The 21,442-nt window shown below is 37.2% G+C and carries 22 protein-coding genes; 20 read left to right on the plus strand and 2 right to left on the minus strand.

All coding sequences use genetic code 11. The features are described 5' to 3' along the window. From R8N23_RS04360 to R8N23_RS04370, 3 genes are all read left to right on the plus strand, one after another. Positions 1–678: a response regulator transcription factor gene (locus tag R8N23_RS04360; protein WP_318170344.1), complete on the plus strand. Its 678-nt coding sequence runs from the start codon at positions 1–3 to the stop codon at positions 676–678. Between the two features lie 692 nt (positions 679–1,370). Next, positions 1,371–4,904: a molybdopterin-dependent oxidoreductase gene (locus R8N23_RS04365; RefSeq protein ID WP_318170345.1), complete on the plus strand. Its 3,534-nt coding sequence runs from the start codon at positions 1,371–1,373 to the stop codon at positions 4,902–4,904. Between the two features lie 30 nt (positions 4,905–4,934). Next, positions 4,935–6,356 carry a rubredoxin gene (locus R8N23_RS04370; RefSeq protein ID WP_318170346.1) on the plus strand — a complete coding sequence of 474 codons (1,422 nt, stop codon included), beginning with the start codon at positions 4,935–4,937 and terminating at the stop codon, positions 6,354–6,356. 12 nt (positions 6,357–6,368) lie between these two features. Here the strand turns inward: R8N23_RS04370 and R8N23_RS04375 are convergent, their stop codons facing one another. Next, positions 6,369–6,776, minus strand: a complete 408-nt coding sequence (locus R8N23_RS04375; RefSeq protein ID WP_318170347.1) for a hypothetical protein — start codon at positions 6,774–6,776, stop codon at positions 6,369–6,371. Between the two features lie 75 nt (positions 6,777–6,851). On the opposite strand from R8N23_RS04375, the gene R8N23_RS04380 reads away from it, so the two are divergent. From R8N23_RS04380 to R8N23_RS04440, 13 genes are all read left to right on the plus strand, one after another. Next, the gene (locus R8N23_RS04380; protein ID WP_318170348.1) at positions 6,852–7,772 is read left to right on the plus strand and encodes a tyrosine-type recombinase/integrase; all 921 of its coding nucleotides are present in this window, start codon (positions 6,852–6,854) and stop codon (positions 7,770–7,772) included. A 55-nt stretch (positions 7,773–7,827) separates the two neighbouring features. Next, positions 7,828–8,145, plus strand: a complete 318-nt coding sequence (locus R8N23_RS04385; protein WP_318170349.1) for a hypothetical protein — start codon at positions 7,828–7,830, stop codon at positions 8,143–8,145. Between the two features lie 3 nt (positions 8,146–8,148). After that, positions 8,149–8,760, plus strand: a complete 612-nt coding sequence (locus tag R8N23_RS04390; RefSeq protein WP_318170350.1) for an FMN-binding negative transcriptional regulator — start codon at positions 8,149–8,151, stop codon at positions 8,758–8,760. A 1-nt stretch (position 8,761) separates the two neighbouring features. Beyond that, entirely contained in the window at positions 8,762–9,211 is a 450-nt protein-coding gene (locus tag R8N23_RS04395) for a DinB family protein (RefSeq protein WP_318170351.1), read from the plus strand. Next, a complete protein-coding gene (locus R8N23_RS04400; RefSeq protein ID WP_318170352.1) occupies positions 9,208–9,510 on the plus strand; it encodes a DUF1330 domain-containing protein in 303 nt (100 codons plus the stop codon). The genes R8N23_RS04395 and R8N23_RS04400 overlap by 4 nt, the downstream gene beginning before the upstream one ends. Before the next feature lie 3 nt (positions 9,511–9,513). Then, positions 9,514–9,972, plus strand: coding sequence for a GNAT family N-acetyltransferase (locus R8N23_RS04405; RefSeq protein ID WP_318170353.1), 459 nt, complete (start codon positions 9,514–9,516; stop codon positions 9,970–9,972). Positions 9,973–10,323: 351 nt separating this feature from the next. Further along, positions 10,324–10,647 (plus strand): helix-turn-helix domain-containing protein, encoded by a 324-nt coding sequence (locus R8N23_RS04410; protein WP_085766299.1) that lies wholly within the window; start codon positions 10,324–10,326, stop codon positions 10,645–10,647. A 5-nt stretch (positions 10,648–10,652) separates the two neighbouring features. Next, positions 10,653–14,366: an N-6 DNA methylase gene (locus tag R8N23_RS04415; RefSeq protein WP_318170354.1), complete on the plus strand. Its 3,714-nt coding sequence runs from the start codon at positions 10,653–10,655 to the stop codon at positions 14,364–14,366. Positions 14,367–14,625: 259 nt separating this feature from the next. Then, a complete protein-coding gene (locus R8N23_RS04420) occupies positions 14,626–15,018 on the plus strand; it encodes a hypothetical protein (protein WP_318170355.1) in 393 nt (130 codons plus the stop codon). Positions 15,019–15,029: 11 nt separating this feature from the next. Continuing rightward, positions 15,030–15,278, plus strand: a complete 249-nt coding sequence (locus R8N23_RS04425) for a hypothetical protein (RefSeq protein WP_318170356.1) — start codon at positions 15,030–15,032, stop codon at positions 15,276–15,278. Positions 15,279–15,550: 272 nt separating this feature from the next. Beyond that, positions 15,551–17,044, plus strand: a complete 1,494-nt coding sequence (locus R8N23_RS04430; RefSeq protein WP_318170357.1) for a serine protease — start codon at positions 15,551–15,553, stop codon at positions 17,042–17,044. After that, on the plus strand, positions 17,041–17,823 hold the full coding sequence (locus R8N23_RS04435) for a hypothetical protein (protein WP_318170358.1): 783 nt from the start codon (positions 17,041–17,043) through the stop codon (positions 17,821–17,823). The genes R8N23_RS04430 and R8N23_RS04435 overlap by 4 nt, the downstream gene beginning before the upstream one ends. 145 nt (positions 17,824–17,968) lie before the next feature. Continuing rightward, positions 17,969–18,424, plus strand: a complete 456-nt coding sequence (locus tag R8N23_RS04440) for a hypothetical protein (RefSeq protein ID WP_318170359.1) — start codon at positions 17,969–17,971, stop codon at positions 18,422–18,424. Positions 18,425–18,529: 105 nt separating this feature from the next. Here the strand turns inward: R8N23_RS04440 and R8N23_RS04445 are convergent, their stop codons facing one another. After that, complete coding sequence (locus R8N23_RS04445) at positions 18,530–18,664, minus strand: hypothetical protein (RefSeq protein ID WP_318170360.1); 135 nt, start codon at positions 18,662–18,664, stop codon at positions 18,530–18,532. Positions 18,665–18,717: 53 nt separating this feature from the next. Between R8N23_RS04445 and R8N23_RS04450 the strand changes: the two genes are divergently transcribed. From R8N23_RS04450 to R8N23_RS04465, 4 genes are all read left to right on the plus strand, one after another. Beyond that, on the plus strand, positions 18,718–19,101 hold the full coding sequence (locus tag R8N23_RS04450; RefSeq protein WP_318170361.1) for an OsmC family protein: 384 nt from the start codon (positions 18,718–18,720) through the stop codon (positions 19,099–19,101). A gap of 29 nt (positions 19,102–19,130) precedes the next feature. Then, positions 19,131–19,586 carry a tRNA (N6-threonylcarbamoyladenosine(37)-N6)-methyltransferase TrmO gene (gene tsaA / locus R8N23_RS04455; RefSeq protein WP_318170362.1) on the plus strand — a complete coding sequence of 152 codons (456 nt, stop codon included), beginning with the start codon at positions 19,131–19,133 and terminating at the stop codon, positions 19,584–19,586. Positions 19,587–19,738: 152 nt separating this feature from the next. Then, positions 19,739–20,482 carry a hypothetical protein gene (locus tag R8N23_RS04460; RefSeq protein WP_318170363.1) on the plus strand — a complete coding sequence of 248 codons (744 nt, stop codon included), beginning with the start codon at positions 19,739–19,741 and terminating at the stop codon, positions 20,480–20,482. A gap of 160 nt (positions 20,483–20,642) precedes the next feature. Continuing rightward, positions 20,643–20,969, plus strand: coding sequence for a hypothetical protein (locus tag R8N23_RS04465; protein ID WP_318170364.1), 327 nt, complete (start codon positions 20,643–20,645; stop codon positions 20,967–20,969). Positions 20,970–21,442: the final 473 nt, after the last annotated feature.

Raw genomic sequence — 21,442 nt, forward strand, 5'->3', positions numbered from 1 at the left:
ATGGATACGATAAAAGTAATCTTAGCCGACGATCATGTCATAGTAAGAAACGGAATCAAAATTTTGCTGGAAAGTGAAGGCGAAGTAGAAGTAATCGCCGAAGCTTCGAATGGTCAAGAGGCCATTGAAAAAGTGACGCAGCTGAAACCAGACATCCTCATCTCTGACATTCGTATGCCGGTGATGAACGGGCTAGAGGCTACGGCTGAGTTGAAAAAAGTGTCGCCAGATACTAAAACTTTGATTTTATCCATGCACGACGATGAAGAGTACATCATCAAAAGTGTAGAATGCGGAGCGTCAGGCTATTTGCTCAAAGACACCACAAAAGAAGAGTTTGTAAAGGCACTGAGAAGTATTCTAGATGGACATAAGTATTTCAGTGGGGATATTTCTGACGTTTTGGTCAATGGCTATTTGAATAAAAGCACGGGTGGCAGTGCACCATCCGGTGATGCTGGTACGATGGTGAAAGCCGACTATCACATTACCAAAAGAGAAAAGCAAATCCTGCAGTTGGTGTACGAAGGCCATAGCAACAAAGAAATAGCCGACGAACTAGGCAAGAGCATTCGTACAGTCGAGACCCACCGTTTCAATATCATGAAGAAACTCGAAGTCAGCAACATCACCGAGCTCATCCGAAAAATCGACAGCGAGCCTTATATTATTGGGTAAGCTTTTACCTAATTAGACGTCATTACCCGGTGTCAGTCTGGGTAATCTCATATTCTGACAGATGCAGTATAATTATCTGAGAAATTTGGATGATTTTCTGACACGGACAGATAGCCCGAATTAACATCGGACTATGACGAGATACCTGAGTTGGTGCTGTCGTCAATGATTCTTTACAATTTTCTAATTGATAAGCTTACCGCACTTAGGTGAGAAGATTTCTTCATTCCGCTTGGATTCCATTCTCGTCGTTCATTTTTGATTAATCTAACCAATCACATCGGTAGCTGTGTCTTTAGCTTGGCTGCAAAAACAACAGACCCCAGAACAGGTCTGGGGATTTTTCTTTCAAAATCATACCCACTTTAGCCTTTTGTCGTGTCCTCACGACAATCGTACTTCTGTATAGATCTAGCACTCACAGAGTCACTCGTCAGAGGACTCTGAATGTTATCCGACAGAATCCGGATAGGTAAGCTTACTGTACTAAAGCGAGAAGAATTCTCGATTCCGTTTCGACTTCATTGCGAAATGACAAAAAAGACAGCAGACCTAGAGAAATTATAGAGTGGTCATAATTGTGTATCATCAATTGAATTAATTACGTATTTATACGTAATTAATTCTTAAAAAATACGTACTTTTGTTCATGACGTTGAAAACAATCAGCGTTTGGTTCAAAACCTATGGATATGAGTGCGTCACAAAAGAACCTTCCGGTAAAAGCTAAGACAACCTGCTCCTATTGTGGCGTAGGCTGTGGTATTGATGTAGGAATCAATAAAAAAGGAATCATTGAACTCGAAGGTACGCTTGATCATCCAGTGAATCGAGGGATGCTTTGTTCCAAAGGCCGCGCGCTAAACTACGTAGTTCAGGACCAGGGGGACCGCTTGCTGTATCCTAAGATGCGGGGATCAAAACATCATCCACTAGAAAGAGTGAGTTGGGATGCAGCCATAGACCGCGCCGCCGCTGTTTTCAAGACATTCATTGAGAAGCACGGGCCCAACTCTGTAGGATTTTACATCTCAGGTCAGTGTCTGACAGAAGAGTATTATTTGGTCAACAAATTGACCAAAGGCTATATCGGCACCAACAACATTGACACCAACTCCAGACTTTGCATGAGTTCGGCTGTGGTGGGATATACCAAGACTTTGGGTGAAGATGCTGTGCCGATTGCCTATGAAGATATTGAGTTGGCGGATACCTTTTTGATCGCTGGGGCTAACCCAGCCTGGTGTCATCCGATTCTTTTCAGACGAATAGAGCAACACAAGGAGCAAAATCCAGATACCAAGATAGTGGTTATTGACCCACGTGTGACGGATTCATGTGTACTGGCAGATTTGCATTTGCAATTGACGCCTGGTACTGACGAAACCTTGCTCCATGCGATAGGTCGGGTTTTGATTGAAAATGGCAATTTCGATTTGAAATTCATCCAGAGCTATACCGATGGTTTCGAAGATTATAAAGAAAAAGTATTTAAGACCACATTGGAGGAAGCAGCTGTGATTTGTGATGTGCCCGTAGATCAAATCCAGCTGGCTGCTCAATACATTGGGGATGCCAAAGGCTTTTTGTCGCTTTGGACGATGGGCTTGAACCAAAGTACGCAAGGGGTAAACAATAATTTGGCGCTGATCAATTTGAACCTGATCACAGGCCACATCGGCAAACCAGGCTCAGGACCTTTCTCATTGACAGGTCAGCCCAATGCCATGGGTGGAAGAGAAGTGGGGGGCATGGCTTCCTTACTAGCCGCTCACCGCGTACAAGCCAACGCCGATCACAGAAAAGAAGTAGCAGATTTTTGGGGTGTAGAATCTATGCCGGATAAACCGGGGCTGACTGCTACGCAAATGTTCGATGCCTTGGATTCTGGAGAAATGAAGGCCGTTTGGATTATCTGTACAAACCCATCTGTAAGTATGCCTAATGCCGATTTGGTAGATCGCGCATTGAAGAAAGCCAAGTTTGTAGTAGTGCAAGACATCTCTTCGAGATCTGATACGGCGAAGTATGCGGATTTGGTGCTGCCAGCTGCAGGGTGGCTGGAGAAAGAAGGCACGATGACCAATTCGGAGCGACGAATCAGCTATTTGCCTAAGGTCGTAGACGCGCCGGGTGAAGCTTTACCAGACAACGAAATCTTGATCCGATTTGCCCGACGCATGGGGTACGAAGGATTCAACTTTCATTCCATAGAAGAAATATATGCTGAGCACTGTCGACTGACCAAAGGGACAAACATCGATATCTCCGGATTGACTTATGAGAGGCTCAAAGCACAAGGTACGGTACAATGGCCAGTACCATCTGAGGATCACCCAGGTACACCTCGATTATTTGAGGATAAGAAATTTTATACACCATCCGGCAAAGCACAGATTTTACCAGGCGGCGATCGCAACGAAGGCGATTTGCTGTCAGAAGAATATCCACTTATTCTTACGACCGGACGTATCCGTGATCAGTGGCACACCATGACGCGTACGGGCAAAGTGAATAAACTGAACAAGCACATTCCAAAACCATTTTTGGAAATACACCCGGACGATGCCAAAGCCAAGGGCATAGAAGAGGGTATGCCTGTGGTAGTGAAAAACGACAGGGGCGAAGTGCGAGTGAATGCACAGATCACAGAAAAAATTAAAAAAGGAGTGGTATTCCTTCCTATGCATTGGGGAAAGATACTTCAAAACACCTTCGGCAGAGCTAATAATATGACCAGTAAGGTTTTTGATCCTACATCGAAGCAGCCGGGGTTTAAATACTCGGCTGTGAGTGTAGAAAAATACAGCAAGCCTAAGGAGAAAATTGTGATTGTGGGGGCTGGAGCTGCCGCTTATCGCTTTATCAATTCTTACCGAACGTTGAATACGGCTGATGAAATTCATGTTTTCTCGAAAGAGGAATTTCCATTCTATAATCGTGTGCTCTTACCAGAATATGTGAATGAGCACAAAGAATGGGAAGACCTGCTCAAGTTCAAATATGGAGAATTCGAAGAGCTCAACGTGGTGTTGCACAATGCCACGAGCATCGACGATGTAGACAAGCTGAGACAAACGGTAACCGATTCTAATGGTAAAGTACATAGCTACGACAAACTGATTTTGGCTACGGGATCACGCGCCTTCGTGCCCAATAATATTCCGATGGAATTGCCAGGCTTATTCACGATGCGTGATAGGTACAGCGCAGATGGACTGAAAAAATATATTGACAACAAAGGCCACGTGTTGATAGTGGGGGGTGGCCTACTGGGACTGGAACTGGCTTCTGCACTGAGAGAGATAGGCGTGGAAGTGTCTATTGTGCAGTTGTCCACCCGTCTGATGGAGCGCCAGCTCGATACGATGGCCAGCACTTTGCTTCGCCAAATGATTGAAGAAATGGGTGTGCATGTGTACACCAACGACGAGGTGCACAACATCAACGTACGTGGAGAAAAAGACATTAAGATCGATCTGAAAAGTGGTAAAAAAATCGATTGTCAGGCCGCGGTATTTGCGATAGGCACCAGACCCAATGATCAGCTGGCACGAATAGCCAGTTTGAAATGTGGGCGCGGCATCATTGTCAACGACTACATGCAGACTAGTGACAAAACGATCTATGCCATTGGGGAAATAGCCGAGCACAATCAAAAACTGAATGGTACCACTGCGGCAGCAGAAGATCAGGCAGATATAGCTGCCAGACATATTGCGGGCGATCTCAGTGCCTTATACACCGGCACTGTGCCGATGAACATCTTGAAGTTTCCAGAATTGGACCTTTGCTCTATCGGCATGCCAGATGCGCCACTTAATATGAAGGACTATGACGAAATCATCTTTATCGATAAGTCGATGAAGTATTATAAAAAATGCATCATTCATCAGGATCGATTGATTGGGGCAGTGCTCATGGGCGACAAAGCAGAGTTTGCCGAATTCAAAGAACTGATCGAGAATGAAGTGGAGCTGTCTGAAAAAAGAAAAGAGTTGCTTCGCTCAGGTCAAGCAGCCGAGCCTATGCTAGGCAATTTGGTTTGCTCGTGTAGCAATGTAGGTACTGGCAATTTGGAAAAAGCCTTTGAAGGCGGTTGTACTACACTCGCAGATGCATGTCAAACCACAGGCGCTGGTTTGGGTTGTGGCAGTTGCAAAGGAGAGGTACAGCAGATGCTAAAGAAACATTTGGAGCAAAAAGAAGTTGAGCTCGTTTCCTGATTCATTTATATTTGACACAAAGTATTAGTAATGGAGAAAAAGAATTTGGTCAGGGTATTTGTGAAGGGTGGTATACTTTCTCCCGGAGACTTCTTACGAATTTTGACAACCGCCAAGGAGTTGGGCACAGAGTTCATTCACTTGGGTTCTCGTCAGGACATCCTTTTTCCGGCCAAAGACCGGAGCCAATCGTTACTCGAAAACATATTCAAATCGATCAATACGGAATATGAGGTAAACGAATTCTCGCATCAAAACATCGTGAGTTCTTATGTGGCACTGGACGTGATGCCCAACAAAAAATGGTTGGTGCCGCATGTCTATCATTACATCTTGGATAGCTTCGACTTCAGAGCGAAATATCGGATCAATCTGGTCGACCCTTCGCAGAGTATGGTGCCGTTGTTTACTGGCAATATCAATTTTATCGCTTCTACTACCGACAATTATTGGTACATGTATTTGCGCTTGAAGCAATTCGATAATTTGCCCATTCCTTACGGGAAAATCATTCATGGTTATGATTTGGCGAAAGCTGCCAAAGCTTTAAATGAATTGGATTTGGCTGATGAATCACTATCTGCAGACGATATATTTTCTACGGTAGATGCCTTGGAAATCAATACCCTGAATCCAGTGGAGGAACTAAAATATCCGGAGCCGGCCTTCCCCTATTACGAAGGGCTGAATCGTGAACCGGGAGGCAATTATTGGTTGGGTCTCTATTGGCGAAACAACAAATTCACAATCAATTTCCTCATAGCATTGTGCAAAAGATGCATGGAGACCAACGTAGGTAAGATCAGTTTGACTCCTTGGAAATCTTTAATTATCAAAGGAATAGAAGAGAGTTATCTCTTGGGTTGGGAAAAGCTGATGGGCCGGTTTGGTATCAACCTACGTCACTCCTCTTTGGAGCTCAACTGGCACTTACCGGTGCTGAGCGAAGAAGCGCTTGAGCTTAAAAACTATTTGGTTCGCGCACTCGATCAGCAAGACATTAGTACTTCGGGGTTGACGTTTACGATCAAACCTAATGACGACATATATCTATTCACCTCTGTGGCGATAGAGATCAACGCGGCTGAAGGCGATGGAAGCAATACGTACAATATTTTGTATGCCAAGAGCTTCAATCCCAATTCCGCCGAATACATCACTTACGTGAAAAACGTGACTAAAAATGTACTACCGGCTTTGCTGATGGAGCTCAGTGTGATGTACTTCGATCAGATCGATGATCAGCCAAAGGCTACCCCAAAGAAGGAAGTGGCTCCGAAAACAATCACCGCTTCAGAGCGCTATCAGTGCAAACATTGCCTGACGGTCTACGATGCGCAATATGGTGACGAATCCTCCGACATCGCTCCAGGCACCTCATTCGACAGCTTACCGGACAGCTACCTATGCCCGACCTGTGAGGCACAAAAGGCCGAGTTTGTGGTAGTATGAATTAGTGAGTCTCTACTTTTTGATATGTTGCCAGGGATCAAATGATCCCATATAATTCTGAATTTGAATAATTTGAATTTTTTGTTTGCCGTTGTCTATCAATGCCCTGAAACCGTAGTCGTAGGACATATAATAGTATGACGACTGAGAACGGTAGAGGCTGGAAAAGTGGTTGAAGTTGAATCCCATGGACTCCACCACATCACGTCGAACCAGTGTTTTTCCCTGTGGGGAAAGCTCTTTTAGGATTCTTCTGTTTCTTCGAATACTTTGATTGACACCGATGATGAGCCGCTCGTTTTCGCGTTTACTTTTGTTATTGTAGCTGTTTCGGCAATAGGCATCACAAAACTTTTTATCTACTCGACCATTAAGTGGTTTATTGCATTCTTGGCAGGTATTAGGTTGTAAATTATCCATTTTTATAAGTGCTTATATTCGAATATAAGCACTTATAAATTCACTTATGCTTGTAATAAGCCTTTCCTTTGAATTATGCCTAACGTACAACACTATTCTAATCCATATATCCAGGCCGCATCAGAAGCGACAAGTAGGTCGTATCAGACTGCACTCGATTCACTCGCCAAAAAACTTGTAGTTATGCGATATAGTAGCTCTACATGCCGGACTTACTATGCGATGTTTCGCAATTTTTTGCGCTCACAGTACCCCAAACCGTTGTATCAAATTGGAAGAAAGGAAATAGAAGATTATCATGTCTGGCTTAGTTTAAACAAAAAAGTATCCGCGTCTTATATCAATCAAAGCATCAATGCCATCAAGTTTTATTTAGAACAGGTATTGGATGGAGAAAGGCAGGTTTTTGATTTGAAAAGACCATTGAAACAAAAACGGCTGCCAGTGGTACTCACACAAACCGAAGTAGCTCAATTAATACAAGCACCTAGCAACCTGAAACATCGCACCATGTTGACGCTGATTTATTCAGCTGGATTGAGAATTTCCGAATTGATCAATTTGAAGATCAAAGATGTGGATTCGGAAAACATGAGGATTTGGGTAAGAGATGGCAAGGGAAGTAAAGACAGAATTACAGTGCTCTCAAAAACTGCATTATTGATGCTTAGAACATATTTTTTGGAGTATCGGCCAAAAGATTACCTATTTGAAGGGCAGACTGGAGGAAGGTATTCTGTGACCAGCTTGCGCAAAGTATTTCACAGGGCCAAGGCGAAATGTGGCATAAAAACTCCAGCAGTGGTACACACCCTTCGTCATTCTTTTGCTACACATTTGCTGGAAAATGGCACCAATTTGAGATATATTCAGCAGCTGTTGGGGCATGGGAGCAGCAAAACCACCGAGATTTATACGCATGTATGTGCTAAGAATTTAACAGACGTAGTTAGTCCACTTGATATCCTGACAAATAAGGGTAAATTTGAAAGGTAAATAACGATCATAGTGATCGTTATGCACTAGTTGTGTGTCATAAGATAAACTCAAAATGAACAAAAATAAGGTCGATTTTAACAATTTTGAATGGGAAACGCCAAGCACGGGAGTTAAACAGAAAATTTTTCTGAAAGGAAACCAAAGGGTAAGACTTTTACGGTTTTACGATGACTTTAATGAAGAAGATTGGTGCACAAAAGGACATATTGGATATGTCACCGATGGTGAAATGACCATTGATTTTAATGGTGAAATAATAAGCTATAAAAAAGGTGATGGTCTTTGGATAGAAAGTGGAGATAATAGTAAACACAAGGCTTCAATTGCTAAAGGGAGGTTTGTGGAATTAGTCCTTTTTGAAAAAGAATAGAATATGTATACACCTAAACACTATAAAAACGAAAATATTGATGAGGCAATCCAATTTATGGAGCGATTTAATTTTGGAGTTATGGTTAGTTCCGACTCAGATAAACCGATTGCAACACATCTGCCTTTTGTAATTTCAAAAGTGAATGATAAAATTATTCTCACTTCTCATTTTGCTAAAACCAATGAACAAACCATTAACATTGAAGAAAAGGAAATACTAACAATATTCTCTGAACCTCACGCTTATATTTCCCCTAAGTTTTATGACAAAAAACAAAATGTACCTACTTGGAATTACTTAGCTGTTCACGCCTATGGAAAGATTGAAATAATTGATAATGAAAAAGATGTATTCTTTGTTTTAGAGCATATGATTTCAAATTTTGATTCTTCATATATAGAGCAGTGGAATGATTTGACCTATGACTACAAATCGAAAATGGTTAAGGGAATTGTTGCCTTTCAAATTATAGTTAGTGAAATTCAGTTTAAAGAAAAATTAAGCCAAAATAAAACGGAAAAAGAACGAAAACGAATTATCTCTGATTTTGCAAAAAGTAGCAGCCCTAACGAGAATTGTATTGCAGAATATATGAACAATAATAAGCAGTAGTATGAAAAGCTTGTTTACAGATATTTTTGAATTTCACAATAAGATCAACCAGATTTTAATCACCCAAATGATTGAAAATACCGATAGAGTTTCTAAGAAATCCCATTTATTATTATGCCATTCTGTTAATGCGCATCAAATATGGAATTCAAGAATTATCAATGAAACACCGCTAGGTGTTTTTGATATTCACGCACTTAAAAAGTGCCTTGATTTGGATAAATCTAATTTAGAAGTAAGTAAATCAATTCTGCTTAATGAAGATTTACAAACAGGTATTTCATACAAAACTTCTAAAGGTGTAGAATATAAAAATACTGTCCAAGAAATTTTATTTCACATTTCAAATCATTATTCACACCACAGAGGTCAGCTAATTTCTGAATTAAGACAAAACAATATTGAACCAATAATTAGCGATTACATTTTTCATAAAAGAACTGAATTATGATATACATTACTCAATTGATTTTTTTACAAGAAGGAAAAGAAAAGACATTTATTGAGTTTGAAGAATTTGCTATCCCATTAATGGAGCATTATGGCGGAAAAATGATATATAGACTAAGACCAGATAAAGACTCCTTTGTTTCTTCTATGGAAGAACAGCCCTATGAAATTCATTTCATATCGTTTCACTCAGATACAGATTTGAATGCTTTTATGAATGATAAGAGTAGGTTAAGTTTCATTCACTTGAAAGATGAATCAATTCAATCAACCGTTTTAGTGAAAGGAAGGAAAATATAAATAATGGATATAAAGAAACTCTTCAGTCAAGACGTAAACGATTTTTCAAAACTTATCCAAGTATTTGAAAACGTCTTTGAATGGGGAAATTTTAATTTCCCTACCCAGGCACATTTAAGAAAGCTACTTAATAATTCCAATTTCTTTGTTTTTGTTGCTAAAGATGGAGATGAACTGATTGGAGGACTTACGGCTCACGTTTTAGACAGATATGATAATGAAAACCCATCGGTTTATGTGTATGACCTTGCTATACTAACCAACTATCAGCGAAAGGGAATAGGTAAAAAATTAATGTCCACCTTAAATGAATATTGTGAGAAGAATGGATTTAATGAAGTGTTTGTTCAAGCCGAAACGGATGACTTTCAAGCAGTAAACTTTTACAGAACAACGCCTATAAGTGAAGAGTTACAAGCTACTCATTTTACGTATTCATTTAACAAAAAGAAAGATGTATAATAAGTTAACCAAGCCAAAACGCCACACAACAACGTATAAAAATAATAGCCGAAATTGTAGTAAATATAAACATTGTAGTCCGCAAAAACATTAGTAGTAAATTGAGAAATATAGCTTTCGAAATCGGCTACTATTCTTATACAAAGCGTTGTACACAAGCTGAATCCAGCCGCACAGTCAAGCACATTTCATTTTTTTCGTGCCTCAAAAAATAAAAAGAGCTTGCCTTTTCCCAACGCTGAAAATAAGTTTTATGAAGATGATTTTTATATGTCAAAAAAATTGTTTATGGACTGAGAAATATATAACTTTGCCAAAATTGGGTAAAACAATAAAAAGTATAATAAACTAATGGCAAGTTTCGGAAACTACATAAAAACTCACCGAGAAGAAAAAGGCTGGAGTCAGACTGAATTCGGAGCGAAAGTCAAAATTAATACACCTGCTGTTAGTAAAATTGAGAATGACCATAAAAAATTTCCAGTTGGCAAATTGAAATTACTTGCCCAATTATTTGAACTAGATTACAACCAAGTTAAAGACTTGTATTTTGCAGACAAATTTGCAAAAGAAGCTTTTGAATATAAATGTTCTGATAAAATTTTTAAAGTTGCAGAAGACCAATCAACATATATCAAAGCAATAAACGCAAAACAAGGAAAATTAAAATTCTAATCGAGATGGATACAAAGAAACTCATACAAGTATTAGGATTTATACCTAAAGAAAACACTTCTGGAATTTTTCATAAAAACTATAATGGATATTCAATTGAAATTGATTTTGAAAAACAACAATTTGATTTCGGAAGCAAAATAATTGGAGGAAGAACAACTACTCAAAATTTCTCACAAGCTGAAAATTGGGTTGTTTTAGAGTGTATAGACAGATTACTAGAAAAAGGGTACAAACCAGAACATATAGTTTTAGAAAAAAAATACACAGTCGGACACGGAGCAAGTGGTGGTTGGCTCGATATTCTAGTTACTCGTAAAGATGGCTCTGCTTATTTAATGATAGAATGTAAGACTTGGGGAAAAGAATTTGAAAAAGAGTTTAAAAAAACCGAAACAAATGGCGGTCAGTTAATGACCTATTTTCAACAAGACAAGTCTGCTGATATTTTGATGTTATATGCTTCTAAATTAGACAAAAACAAAATCCAGTTTAAAAATGAAATAATAAAAATTGAGGAGCATTACAGACAAGCTGGAAATGTAGAAGATGTTTATGATAGATGGAATAAAGTAACCAATACCAACGGAATATTTGACGATTGGGTAAAACCTTATTTGTTTGAAAGCAAGAAACTAACCAAAGATGATTTAAAAACACTGAACGAAGAAGATAGTAAAAAAATATTTCACGAATTTTTATCTATACTTAGAAAGCATTCTGTCTCAGACAAACCCAACGCATTTAATAAGATTTTTAATCTTTTTCTCGCTAAAATATTTGATGAAAAAAAGAGAGATGATAAGGAACTTGATTTTCAATGGAAAGAACACAAAGACAATGCAGTTGATTTTCAAATCAGACTTATAAACCTATACAAATCTGGAATGTATGACTTCTTAAAAAAAGAAGTTAGAGGAATTTCAGATGATATGTTTAGCTATAAAACTCAAAAAGAATTAGAAGAAAAAAAGAAACATATTTTACTATTCAATAAGGTTTACGATATAAAGGATGTATTTGATGAAGAAACTTTTGAGGACAATCAAAAAGTATTAAAAGAAGTAGTTCAATTACTTCAAAAATTTAGAATTCGTTATCCTAGAAAACAACAACATTTAAGCGATTTCTTTGAACGTCTTTTAACAACTGGGTTGAAACAAGAAGCTGGTCAGTTTTTCACACCACCACCAATTACACGTTTCATAGTTCGCTCATTACCTATTTCACAATACATAAAGAAACAATTAAACCAATCAATTCCAGAACTTCCTGCTGTGATTGACTATAGTGTTGGTAGTGGTCACTTCTTAACCGAAGTAATGGAAGAGTACCAACGTACTATTGAGAATGATATTGATACCTCTAAATTAGAAACACAAGAAGCTGAAGATTTTGTGGAAGTTTGGAGAAAAAAGAAATACGATTGGGCAAGTAAATATGTTTATGGTATAGAAAAAGATTATCGTTTAGTAAAAGTCGCAAAAGTTGGCTGTTATTTTTATGGAGATGGTTTAGCACAAGTTATTCACGGAGATGGATTAGATAGTTTCAAACATTCCAAAAGTTACAGAGGACTATTAAAGAAAAATGCTGAAAAACCTCAATTTTCGTTTATTGTTTCTAATCCGCCATATTCTGTAAGTTCTTTTAAAGGTGATTTGAAAAATGCTTCCGCTAATGAGGATTTTAAATTGTTTGACAGTCTAAGCGATAGAAGTTCTGAAATAGAATGTTTGTTTATTGAACGTACTAAACAATTACTAAAAACAGACGGTATTGCAGCCATAATATTACCAAGTTCTATTTTAAGTAATTCGGGTTTATATTCACAAGCAAGAGAGATTATTTTAAAAGCTTTTGACATAATAGCAATTACAGAACTAGGCTCTGGCACTTTTATGGCTACAGGAACAAATACGGTTACTTTATTTTTAAAACGTAGAGAAGATACTATTGCCGAACAAGTAGAAAAATCTCTAGCTACATTCTTTACAAATCTTAAAGACATTACTATAAACGGTATTGAAAAACCAATAGAGAAATATATATCTCACGTTTGGGAAAACATTTCTTTTCAAGATTATAAAACCTTATTGCAGAAAAAACCGAACGAAGCTATAAAGCAACACGAAATATTTAATGAATACGACAAAAAGATAAAAGCTAAAAAGGAAGATGAAAAATGGAGTAAAATACTAGAAATAGAAAAAGACAAATTACTTTATTTTATTCTAACATATAATCAAAAAGTTGTTTTAGTAAAAACAGGTCAAAAGGCAAAAGAAAAACAGTTTTTAGGTTACGATTTTAGTAATCGTAGAGGGAATGAAGGAATGCACCCTATAAAACGTAGCAAAACCATTGACGAATGCACACAGCTTTATGATATGAAAAGTTTCACTAACGAAAATAAAGCTAGCACTTATATATACAGAGCGTTTACTGAAAACAAGTTCGATTTAGACATTCCTGAAACGCTTCAAAAAAACGTAAGCTATCAAAATTTAATTGATATGCTAACATTTGACCGAGCAGATTTTGAGCAAAACATATCGCTTTCAGTTAAAAAAAAAGTAAAAATTCAGACTAAGTGGAATGTATTCCCACTCAAAGAATTTGTTAATCTTCAAAATGGTTTTGCTTTCAAAAGTGCTGATTATGTTGAAAGTTCAAACGTTTTGAATTTTAGACAAGCAAATATTAGACTGAAAGGAGTATTAGATTTAGATTATAAAAAAACTTTTCTACCTGATAACTTTTCAGAAAAGTATAAAGATTTTGTTTTAAAAGACGGAGATATTGTTATTGCAATGACTGATATGAATAGTGATTTAAATCTACTTGCAATTCCCACCATTTTTAAAAATACAAGTAGAACTACTTTTCTTTTGAACCAAAGGGTTGGAAAGTTTATAAACTTTAAACTTGATAAAATTATCCCTAGTTATCTAAATAGTATTTTAAAATCTGAAATTAGTAGAACTCAACTTAGAAACTTAGGTTTTGGGAGTGTTCAATTTAATTTATCTAAAACAGATTTATTAAATTTTAAAATACCTCTTCCAACGTTAGATATTCAACAAAAGATAGTTGATGAAATTGAGGTTTTAGAAAAGCAAGAGCAAGATTTACAAAATATAATACTAACGCATAAAGAACACATTAATACTTCTTTAGAAACCTTGTTTAATAAAGCAACTAAATCTGTACGATTAAGCGACACAGATATTTTTGAAACTAAAATTGGAAAAAGAGTTTTAAAAAGTGAAATAAGCAATCAAGGGAAATATCCTGTGTACAGTGCCAATGTTTTTGAACCTTTTGGGTTTATAAATAAAGAACTTTTAACCGATTTTTCAACTTCTTCGGTAGTTTGGGGAATAGACGGTGATTGGATGGTAAATGTAATTCCTGCAAACATACCATTTTATCCAACCGATCATTGTGGTTATTTGAGAATTAAACAACCAATAGCAAAAGCTAGATATATTGCATATTGTTTAGACAAAGAAGGAAAGCAAATTGGGTTTTCAAGAACAAAAAGAGCTTCAATAGATAGAATCGAAGGAATTAAAATCCCACTTCCCACAATGGCAGAACAGGAAAAAGTGGATGTTGAAATAGAAAATTTAGAGAATGAAATTACGGAATTTGAAAAACAAATAGCTGAAATTCCAAAACAGAAAGAAGCCATATTGAAAAAATATTTGGAATAAAGCCAACGCAAGTTCAAGCACATTTAAAGTTTGTTCGTGCCTCACAAATTTAAAAGAGCTTTCACGCCAACGCTGATTGACAAACTGAATGAAAAAAAGCCAGTGTACAACAATGTATAAAAATAATAGCGGTTTAAGTGATAAAACGAAAGTATAAACATAAAATAAAGGTCAGTTCTAAACCGAAAAGTTAGTGTGTAAAATCCGCTACTATTCTTATACTAGACCGTTGGAGAGCATGAACTGCACAATTTAGGAAGTGGATAAGCCAAAAAAGAAACAGAGCAAACGAAGAACTCGAAAGAAAGAAGACAACAAGTTCGTATTTCGTAAGCATTGGTGGTTTATTCTTTGGCCTGTCTTTCTAATTTCTTTATTCATTTATAGTCGGAACAACTACAACCAAGAGCAAGTTGAACTGGATAACTGCTCAAGGAAAGTAACCGGTGTAATTACTAAGGTTTACAGAATTAAAAGCCGTGGTAACTGGTTCAATTATGAGTTTGAACTTGCTGGAGTAAAATACAAAGGGAGCAAGAAGGTCAGCAGTGGTTATTACAAGGAAATTACAAGGGGAATACCTATATATATTCGATATGTATGCGGCAACCCAGAAGTACATGAACCAATTGATCAAAATTCCGAATTTTAATTCTAGCAATCATGAATACTGAATTTTGGAATAATTGGGATGAAGTAATTGCTGAACTACGAGCTACGAATAATCAGAGGTTAGCAGAACAACTACAGGGTTCACGACTTTTTCTGAACGGTCTAACTGACGGTTGGCATGACTTTCATGAGGCAGCCGAACAGGTGATTAACGAACATTTAGGTCAACTAACTGAACGGCAAACTTCGAGACTCAGCTCAACTTTAAAAGCTGCTTGGAACATTGTAACCCGAAAATAAACGCTCTCCAACAAGCGATATAGCGAATGGTCAAACTGCCTATCTGATACTTTTGTGCAACTTGCCCGTGAACCTGCCCATTCTGCCAACTTTTGTGCTTCTAGCTACTTTTTACTTTCTGGATTTTATCTTTCAGAACGCAGTGCTTCGTAGATGCCGTTGTAGGTGTTGGGCAGTTTCACTATTTTACTGCTTTTTACAGACAGATGTGGCCACTCGCCATATCTGTACGTTATGCGCAATAACCTAACTCAATAAGACTTAGTTCCAAAATGAAAAGGCAAACTTTAATCTTAATACTCACATCGTTCCTTTGGTCTCAACTTTTTGGGCAAACCACCTATTCACCTACAGTCAGTCGAACAAACATATCAAATTGTACAATTTCAAAAATTGAGATAACAAAAGAAGCAACTAAAGTTTATCTCGTTTATGAGAAGACTAAATCTGACCTATATCAAGCATGGGTAGCAATCGGGGCATCAACATACATTCGAGATAGATCAACTGGAAACAAATATCAAGTTGTAGGAATGGACGATGGTCTTTATCTAAACACTCAGTATTCTACAACTGGTAAGAAGGGAACTAAATACAATTTGACCCTAATCTTTCCAACTCTTTCAAAAGGAGTAAACTCTATTGACATCATCGAACCTGATGGTTTTGTTTGGGAGAATATCAAAATCAATAGTAGCCTTTATGAGACCAACACTTCAGCCAAACAAACGAGTAAGTGGACTGAAATAGCCTTGAAGAAACATTGGTCTGAAAATGGAGCTATGGATATTGAAGGAATTTATAAATCAAATGGATGCTATGAAGACAAAATTGCTATTCTGAGATTTGAAAACCAATTTTATGCAGTCTACATAAATGGAGATTTCTACTACAAAGAAAACAACTGGAAAGAGGGTGACATTTGGGGAGAGCTACTTCCAACAGGGAATCGGTATAGGTTTACATCGCAAATCAAAGAAACTGACAACAAATACACCACTCATGACGATTTCATTTTTGAGTTCTTTGATGGGAAGTTGGTAAGATCCAAAAGGCAGAACAACTTCACCTGTACTTATTTGAAAGTTTACCCAACTGCCTATGACAATATAACTCCACCCAACATTAATACAGAAAACTCTGTATCCTCAGGAACAGGGTTCGCGATTTCTCCAGATGGATATATAGTGACTAATTACCATGTAATAGAAGGAGCAACAAAAATTACTGTATTCGGGGTAAATGAAAACTTCACAAGGAAGTATAGTGCAACTGTTATGACATCAGATAAAATCAATGATTTGGCAATTATTAGAATTCAGGATTCTGATTTTAGTTCGATAGTAGATATCCCATACAATGTTAATACTAGCTTATCTGATGTTGGGGAATCTGTTTCCGTTCTTGGCTATCCTTTGCGAGCTTCAATGGGTGATGAAATTAAATTGACAACTGGAATTATTAGTGCCAGAACAGGATTTCAAGGAGATATTTCATCTTATCAAATTTCCGCTCCGGTGCAACCCGGGAATAGTGGAGGACCAGTTTTTGATCAAAAAGGAAATTTGATTGGAGTTATAAGCGCTAAACATATTGGTGCGGATAATGCATCTTATGCAGTTAAGTCCAACTACCTAAAAAACCTAACGGATTTACTTCCTAGCCCTTTGACTTTCAATACTTCGAACTCTCTACTTAACCTTTCACTTTCTGACCAAGTAAAAGTCCTTAAGAAATTCGTTTACATTATAGAAGTTGAGCAATGAGAGTAATTTGTGACTCAAACATTTGGTATGGTTTTGTGGATGGTACGTTCGATCTCTCCATTATCGAGAAGCATAATTTATGTACTCCAATAAAGGCCATTGAAGAAATTGCAACCTCGGAAAACCTTATCAGTAAGCCTTCATACGTTAAGAAAGCATTATCTCTTGCCCTGACTGCACCAAATCAAATTCTACTTCAAAACCCGTTTGACCATATTTTAGGGCTCATAAATAGCGAACATTCACCAAATATTGAACAGTCAGAATTTATATTGAACGAAGTAGTCAAATTCATTTCATTAGAAGATGATTTTTTAAATTCAAAGACTGATGATCCAACTTTTGTAGAAATGGTGAAGCAGTGGGACAAAGGAATAGAAACCTCAGCTCAATCTGTGAATAACATGCTACCAATGATCCGACAAAACATAAAGAACGGCAAAGGGAAAAATGCGCATCGACAACTCAAAACCGAAATTTTAGTAATGGAATTGATTGCCAACATGAGCGAGCAAGTGATCAAACAAAATGAATTAGATATCAATTTAGATTGGTCAGAGTTTCCATGGAATAAAATTCAAATGCTAATTACTACTTGGGATATCTATTTCAAAGATTTAGAACTAAGTGGAACAATGAAATTTCATAAGAACGATTGGATTGACATACTTAATCTTTTCTATGTTCAGCCTGGAACCATGTATTGGACGAACGAGCAAAAATGGTTGAGAATATTTGAGCGAAGTGAGAACACCCGAAATAATGTGTTTGAGCAATAATAAGGGTCGAAATAAGCGCATAACAGACGATATAGCACATGCCTCTTCCGTGCTATTTGATAGTGGAGTGCGAAACCGAAATTTTACCGATATTTGAATTACCAGAGGCACGTGCCATATCTGGTCGTTGGCGGTAATTGCGGTAATGAAAAACCATATCACTCTAATATTTCTAAGTATTTTGCTTTGTGGGTGCTCCGGCGGTTACCCTGAACTGGGTAACGGATACAAAATTGTCGGTGAAGGAGGCTATGAAACAGCAGTTGTGAACCCTGAAAATACTGTCATGATCTCAGGATACATTTTGGATTATGCAACTGACTCTGATTTCATTCTAATCTCCCAATCACCAAGTGACAGTTTGCCACCGATGAATTTCTTACTTTATACAGATAGCGATCGTGAAGAAATAGCAATGGACAACACTATTTACAGAACATACTGGATTATCGTTAAGAACCAACCGAACAAGTATAGTTACGATTCAACAACCCAATTTGCGACTTACTCTAACGTCCATGGACCTTTCAACAAACTTGAATATAGAAATCTGAGGAGTAGACTAAATGTTTCGAACGATCTGAAACTACTGAACGAATAAAACTACCGCCAACAAGCGATATAGCGAATGGCCAAATTACCTATTTGATACTTCGGTGCAACTTGACCGTGACCCTGCCCATTCTGCTGACTTTTGTGCTTCTAGCTACTTTTTACTTTCTGGATTTAGACTTGCAGAACGCAGTGCTTCGTAGTTGCCGTTGTAGGTGTTGGGCAGTTTCACTATTTTACTGCTTTTTACAGACGGATATGGCCACTCGCCATATCTGATCGTTACCATGCATTTAAAAACAGACCCTACAACTAATCAAAATATGACAAAAATAAGCGATTATGATAGAGTGTGTAAGTGATAAAACAAGACACTGTTGCAAGACTGAGATTAACGGATTTTTAATTCAATCTGATGCGACAAAAGATAAAGGAGGACAAGAAAATGGGGTTAGACCTCATGATATTTTGGCTACTGCATATGCTTCATGTTTAAATATGTCAGTTCGTATGGCATGCGATAAAAAACAAATACCTATTGATTCTGTGACTTCAAAAGTTGAACTCGTACGACAAGATTCCAAGACCATTTTTAAATATCAAATTGACTTTAAAAATCCGTTGCCTGAAAATACTAAAAGAGAGATTTTAGTGATGATTGAAAATTGCCCTGTAAGGAGGACATTATCAAAACCAATTGAATTCCAATTATCAGAAGACCTTTAAACCATCTTGTAAATATTGAGAGTCAAAAAATGAAAGACCTGACATTTAAACCAATAGGATACGTAAAAAATAAGAGAGCTGAAAAATCGGATAAGTTCTGGGGGACAGTTGAATCAATAATTGAATTGACTGAGGAATTTTCTGTTGATTCATTAGACGGCATTGAGTCTTTTTCACATTTAGAGATACTTTACAGTTTTCATAAATCAGAAAAGGTATTTGTAGGTTCTGAACATCCGAGAGGAGATAAAAGATATCCTAAAGTTGGTATTTTTGCACAACGTAAAAAAGACAGACCAAATCATATCGGTGCGACTATTGTGAACTTGATAAGGACAGAGGAAAAAAGTCTGATTGTTTCCAACTTAGATGCAATTAATGGAACACCGATTTTGGATATTAAACCTGTATTTCAGGAATATATGCCTAAAGGTGAGATTAAACAACCTGATTGGACAAAAGAGTTGATGAAAGAATATTGGTAAAAACGCATGGTAACACGCAATATACGTAAGCCGGGGCTTGTAGGTTATTCAAACTTTTGTACATTTATTCAAAATTGTAACGGTTTGATAAGTTGGAGCTTCGAAAACCCGGCCTACGCATATTGCCATCCGTTACCCACAACTTTAATCACATGAAACTAACCACTACCCTAATCATTTTCTTAACACTTGTAAGTTGCAAGGAACGATCTACGAGTTTTGAAGAAATTCAATGTTCTCCTTCAACAACTTCAGAAAACGATAATATTGGCCAGGTTTTTAAGCCTTGTCGCCAATACATCTATCAAGCAAAGTATTGGGATGAAGATTACAATTTGATTTCGGATGAACTTATCTGGATGATGGCAACTGGAAAGGATTGGGATGCTCAACCAGAACTTCAGGATGAGATCATCATACAATATAACTATAGTGAAGATAAAATAGATGAGATTAAAAAATTCGGCATCAATAAAACTTTAGATTATCCATGGGAACGTAAAGTCATAACTGGAATAATTGAAAATAAAAATCAAACTTTTATGCATCCTTTTCGGCAAAACCAGTATGCATTCACAGAAGTTGCTCCTTTTCCGTCAGTCAATTTTCCTCTAGAAATTGGTAAAACATGGGACTCAAATATGAATATTTCTGGCTGGGGAGACTGGGCAGAAAGCACTCTAAAAGAATCCTATGAAGTTATTGGTAGAGATTCCATCGAACTACCAATTGGTGTTTTACAAGCTTGGCATGTGAGAGGAATTGCGTATGCAGATTTTGGAAATTCACAAAATGATTTCTGGTACAACGAGAAATTTGGATTTGTTAAAACGATTATAAAAAATTATAAAAATCAACTTCTGAAGTTTGAGTTGCAAGAAATAATAGAAGAGTAAAAGTGGGTAACATTGCCTGATCTCCCATGGTGATTCTCTGCTAGAGGAAGCTTTATTGCATTCTTCTAGCCCCGAAAAATCTCCGATTTTCCTCACTGGAATAAAAAAGTAGTGATGAATATCGGAGATTTATCTATTTTGGTGGCCGAAATAAAAGTAGATGTCAGCCACCACAGGAGATAGGCTGGCGTTAGCAAACACAATGAAGATTAGACGGCAAATCGTACTCTTTCTGACTGTCCTTATTCTGTTAGGATGTGAAGCGAACTTTGTAGATTACCATAGCAAATTGGAAGTTGAAGCAGGAAATTTCAACTATGCACTATTTCTTGATGGAGTTGGTATTGGAGATCCGGGATACACTGTGGTCAAACTGGAGAAAAATCTTGATCCTGAAGATTTATATATCAAATGGACACCTAGCGAAGGAATAAATTATGATGTGAATCATGAACAAATAGATTGGTTTAGAAAAGAAAAATATTAGAAAATTATGCGGAGGCAGGGTTTCACACTCGTAATCCTAAAATTGAACTGATCAATAAACGTCACATTGTATTTTCTCGGGGCGGTTATTACTATGGTTTGTATGATTTAGAACTTGAAAAAGATACATTTAATATCGGATCTCCATGGAATGAATGGAGAGATAAAAGTGGGTACAAGAGTGCGAAATATGACCGAGTTAAAGAAGAAAAGCTGTATGATGAATGGATAAGGACTAATATTCATGAGCAAATTAGCCGCTACATATCAACTAATAAATGAAAACGTTTGCTAACAAACGCTGATGAATGAATGGGGTTTTATCGGTCAGGACATTTTCGTGAGGCTTGGAAAGTCCGCCACAAGTTTAAATTTAAATTAAGGCGTGGCTATGTGCGAGACGAGAGATTAGTGCTTTCTAATTCCCACTCATCATAGCTGATCGTTAGCTTTAATACCTTTATGATTAAATCT

This window comes from Reichenbachiella sp. (genome assembly GCF_033344935.1).
In the GTDB taxonomy this organism is placed as follows: Bacteria; Bacteroidota; Bacteroidia; order Cytophagales; family Cyclobacteriaceae; genus Reichenbachiella.

Excerpts from the sequence above, each read along its gene's own strand:
- R8N23_RS04360 (WP_318170344.1), top strand. The coding sequence starts at position 1 with ATGGATACGATAAAAGTAATCTTAGCCGACGATCATGTCATAGTAAGA.
- R8N23_RS04365 (WP_318170345.1), top strand. The coding sequence starts at position 1,371 with ATGAGTGCGTCACAAAAGAACCTTCCGGTAAAAGCTAAGACAACCTGC.
- R8N23_RS04370 (WP_318170346.1), top strand. The coding sequence starts at position 4,935 with ATGGAGAAAAAGAATTTGGTCAGGGTATTTGTGAAGGGTGGTATACTT.
- R8N23_RS04375 (WP_318170347.1), bottom strand. The coding sequence starts at position 6,776 with ATGGATAATTTACAACCTAATACCTGCCAAGAATGCAATAAACCACTT.
- R8N23_RS04380 (WP_318170348.1), top strand. The coding sequence starts at position 6,852 with ATGCCTAACGTACAACACTATTCTAATCCATATATCCAGGCCGCATCA.
- R8N23_RS04385 (WP_318170349.1), top strand. The coding sequence starts at position 7,828 with ATGAACAAAAATAAGGTCGATTTTAACAATTTTGAATGGGAAACGCCA.
- R8N23_RS04390 (WP_318170350.1), top strand. The coding sequence starts at position 8,149 with ATGTATACACCTAAACACTATAAAAACGAAAATATTGATGAGGCAATC.
- R8N23_RS04395 (WP_318170351.1), top strand. The coding sequence starts at position 8,762 with ATGAAAAGCTTGTTTACAGATATTTTTGAATTTCACAATAAGATCAAC.
- R8N23_RS04400 (WP_318170352.1), top strand. The coding sequence starts at position 9,208 with ATGATATACATTACTCAATTGATTTTTTTACAAGAAGGAAAAGAAAAG.
- R8N23_RS04405 (WP_318170353.1), top strand. The coding sequence starts at position 9,514 with ATGGATATAAAGAAACTCTTCAGTCAAGACGTAAACGATTTTTCAAAA.
- R8N23_RS04410 (WP_085766299.1), top strand. The coding sequence starts at position 10,324 with ATGGCAAGTTTCGGAAACTACATAAAAACTCACCGAGAAGAAAAAGGC.
- R8N23_RS04415 (WP_318170354.1), top strand. The coding sequence starts at position 10,653 with ATGGATACAAAGAAACTCATACAAGTATTAGGATTTATACCTAAAGAA.
- R8N23_RS04425 (WP_318170356.1), top strand. The coding sequence starts at position 15,030 with ATGAATACTGAATTTTGGAATAATTGGGATGAAGTAATTGCTGAACTA.
- R8N23_RS04430 (WP_318170357.1), top strand. The coding sequence starts at position 15,551 with ATGAAAAGGCAAACTTTAATCTTAATACTCACATCGTTCCTTTGGTCT.
- R8N23_RS04435 (WP_318170358.1), top strand. The coding sequence starts at position 17,041 with ATGAGAGTAATTTGTGACTCAAACATTTGGTATGGTTTTGTGGATGGT.
- R8N23_RS04440 (WP_318170359.1), top strand. The coding sequence starts at position 17,969 with ATGAAAAACCATATCACTCTAATATTTCTAAGTATTTTGCTTTGTGGG.
- R8N23_RS04445 (WP_318170360.1), bottom strand. The coding sequence starts at position 18,664 with ATGGTAACGATCAGATATGGCGAGTGGCCATATCCGTCTGTAAAAAGC.
- R8N23_RS04450 (WP_318170361.1), top strand. The coding sequence starts at position 18,718 with ATGATAGAGTGTGTAAGTGATAAAACAAGACACTGTTGCAAGACTGAG.
- tsaA (WP_318170362.1), top strand. The coding sequence starts at position 19,131 with ATGAAAGACCTGACATTTAAACCAATAGGATACGTAAAAAATAAGAGA.
- R8N23_RS04460 (WP_318170363.1), top strand. The coding sequence starts at position 19,739 with ATGAAACTAACCACTACCCTAATCATTTTCTTAACACTTGTAAGTTGC.
- R8N23_RS04465 (WP_318170364.1), top strand. The coding sequence starts at position 20,643 with ATGTCAGCCACCACAGGAGATAGGCTGGCGTTAGCAAACACAATGAAG.